Origin of the sequence: Actinacidiphila sp. bgisy160 (genome assembly GCF_965342435.1) — a bacterium.
GTDB lineage: Bacteria > Actinomycetota > Actinomycetes > Streptomycetales > Streptomycetaceae > Actinacidiphila.
Genome location: NZ_CBDRCM010000120.1, coordinates 1 through 2765 on the forward strand (window position 1 = coordinate 1; position 2765 = coordinate 2765).

The 2765-nt window shown below is 71.4% G+C and carries 3 protein-coding genes and 1 pseudogene; 3 read left to right on the top strand and 1 reads right to left on the bottom strand.

Annotated features, from left to right (window positions below; all coding sequences use genetic code 11):
• Nucleotides 1-1024, top strand: a pseudogene (locus ACRWNP_RS36990) (hypothetical protein); the annotation flags it as partial.
• 190 nt (nucleotides 1025-1214) lie between these two features.
• Here the strand turns inward: ACRWNP_RS36990 and ACRWNP_RS36995 are convergent.
• Entirely contained in the window at nucleotides 1215-1724 is a 510-nt protein-coding gene (locus ACRWNP_RS36995) for a hypothetical protein (RefSeq protein WP_431969382.1), read from the bottom strand.
• Between ACRWNP_RS36995 and ACRWNP_RS37000 the strand changes: the two genes are divergently transcribed.
• On the top strand, nucleotides 1701-2264 hold the full coding sequence (locus tag ACRWNP_RS37000; protein WP_431969378.1) for a hypothetical protein: 564 nt from the start codon (nucleotides 1701-1703) through the stop codon (nucleotides 2262-2264). The genes ACRWNP_RS36995 and ACRWNP_RS37000 overlap by 24 nt on opposite strands.
• A 144-nt stretch (nucleotides 2265-2408) precedes the next feature.
• The coding region (locus tag ACRWNP_RS37005) for a DUF6233 domain-containing protein (protein ID WP_431969380.1) at nucleotides 2409-2765 on the top strand (357 nt) is incomplete at its 3' end.

Below are 2765 nucleotides of genomic sequence, written 5' to 3' on the forward strand. Positions count from 1 at the left end.
AAGCAGGCTCGTCACATGGGCTCGCGCCCACTGGCTTCGAAACAGACCGCCATCCCTGTCGTCGCTGCCGGGCCGCACGGGCTGGAGCAGGGGCCAGCTCCCCGCCCGCGGGGCCCTGGGCCTTGCCCCCAAGGCCGCCGTCGACGACGGCCACGCCGACACCGTGACCGACTTCCGCACCGGGGCCATCGAGCGCGACACTGACGGCCGCCTGGTCCTGGTCGCCGAGGACGGACGGCGCCTGGAGCCCGTCGACGAGGTCATCGCGCTGACCGGGTTCCGTCCCGACCTGACGTTCCTGTCGGCGATCCGGCTCGGCCTGGACGAGCGCCTGCAGGCCCCCACCGCCCTCGCCCCGCTGAGCGACCCCAACGTGCACTCCTGCGGCACCGTCTACCCGCATGGCGTGAACGAACTGTCCCACCCCGAGCAGGGCGTTTACCTGGTCGGCATGAAGTCCTACGGCCGCGCCCCGACCTTCCTGACCATGACCGGCTATGAGCAGACCCGCTCCATCGCCGCCGCCATCGCCGGCGACCGCGAGGCCGCCGAACGCGTCGAGCTCACCCTCCCCGCCACCGGCGTGTGCGGCGGCGCCGGCCTGTTCGACCAGCCCGACACCACCCAGGACGCAGGTGGCGGCTGCTGCGCTGCCCCGGCCGTCCTGCAGATCGGCATCGGCGCACCCGCCACCACCAGCGGCGGCCGCCACCCCCGCTCAAGCTCGTCCTGTTCCAAGACAAGCCCGGCGAGAACACCCGCATGGACCACCTTGGCGACGACGTCACCACCGCCACCCGCCGACTGGACCTGGCGGGCCTGGCCACCACCGAGGAGAACGACACCACCTGCCGCTACGCCCTACAGGACAAGGTGGGGCCACGGCCCCGGCAAGGAGCCCTGGGAGGTCTACGTCGTCAAGGCCGACGCCGGCGACCTGACCAAGCAACCGGCCAGCACCTGCTGCAGCGCCGACACCACCCCGCCCGAACCCGCGGCCACCGCAGCCGGCCGCTGCTGCTGAACCCCTGACCAAACACGCGCGGCCTGGACCGAAGAGGGGGGCCGGTCCAGGCGCGCAACTGGCCTCAGGCGAGACGCACGGTGTACAGAGGAGTCCAGGGCCCACCAGCTCGGCCCCTGATCACCCAGATCAATGATGGCGCCACACCTGTTGCGCTGGTTAAGCTGCCAACCCAGGCTGCTGAGCAGCGCTAACACGCGATCACGCCGTACGCACGATTGCGGTACCCCAGAGAAGGGACCGCACGCCCTACGAGCTGGCCCTGCGGATCCGCACACGAGCCCTTGGCACCCTTGGCCTCCCACTGCAGGTGGGCGTCGGCCCGAGCTGGGCGGTGGCCGCGATGGCGTCCGCCCACCCCGGCCGTGGTGGCATCCGCGTGGTCCCCGACGACCATCAGGCGGTGCGGGCCTTCCTCGACCCACTGCCGGTCCAGGACTTGTACGGCGTCGGGCTGGCACAGGCCGCCACCCTGGAGCGCTACGGCTTGCGCACCGTCGGCCAGGTGGCGCGCCTGCCCGTCGAGACACTGCAGCGGGTCCTCGAGGGCCGCGTACAGGCGAGGCTGGTCCATGAGCGGGCCCGGGGCATCGACCTGCGGCCGGTGGTCGCCACCGCCTTGCCGCAGAGCATCGCCGTCCAGCGGGGCCTGGACGGCGACACCCTCGACCCCACAGTGATCGGGCGGGAAATCCTTCACGCCGTGGTGGACGTCGCGCACCAGCTGCGCGAGCGCGACCAGGTCGCCCGCGTGCTCACCGTCGGTATCGCGTTTGCCGGAGGCAGCAGCGTGAGCCGTTCCCGGACGCTACGCGAGCCCAGTGCGTACACCGACGATCTGCGCATCGCCGCCCTGGAACTGTTCGAGCGCATGGGGCTGCAGCGGGCCCGGGTACGGGGCATCTCGGTTCGCGCCGAGCAGCTGAGCGGCGCCGAGGGGGGCCTCGGTGCAGCTGAGCCTCGACCCGGAGCGCGAGGCCGGACACCGCCTGGACCCCGTTGTCGACCAAGTGATCGCCCGTTTCGGCCCTGGCGCTCTCACCTGGGCGCCGCTCGCTCACCGCCGTCACAGCGCCTGACCCCACGGGAGCGACGTGCACGACGACCTGCCCAGCGATCCAGACGAGCTCCAGGTCATCCAGGGCCACCTGATCCGCCTGCTCGCCCGAATCCGCGAGCAAGCCGACGCACCCGCCCCGCTCTATCTGCCCGTCGACCAAGCTTGGCTGCAGATCATTGAGGCCCACACCGTGGAGCAGCTGCGCCGCGCCGGCGAGCAGGCCTACGAGGTGGACACCGCGATCAACCCTGGGTTTCCGGACCTGCTCCAGGGTGGCGGCTGCAGCACCTGCCTACCGCGGTCGGCCAGCCACCATGCCGCATCCTGCACCGGAGGGAGTGCTGGATCGACAACGGCGAGGAACTCACCGCGGCGGAAGCCTCCCAGTACGCGGCCCGGCCGGCGGTGGAGCTGTGCCGGCTATGCCGCCCCGACCCACCGCTGGGGCCGTTACCGACCTGTGCATCGGCCCACGCGGCGGCGTGGGCCGCAGGTGCTGCTGAAAAATCTTCCCGACCGACGCGTGGAAACCCCGGTGGTTCGAGGCACCTTGGAGCAGTTGGTAGCCAAGGGCCGGATCAGCCGGTCACGGCAGGGTCGGACGGTCTACTACACAGCAGACGTGTCGATCGCGTCCCTTGTGATGGTGTAGGCGATCATGGTGTGGGTGTGCGCGGGCGA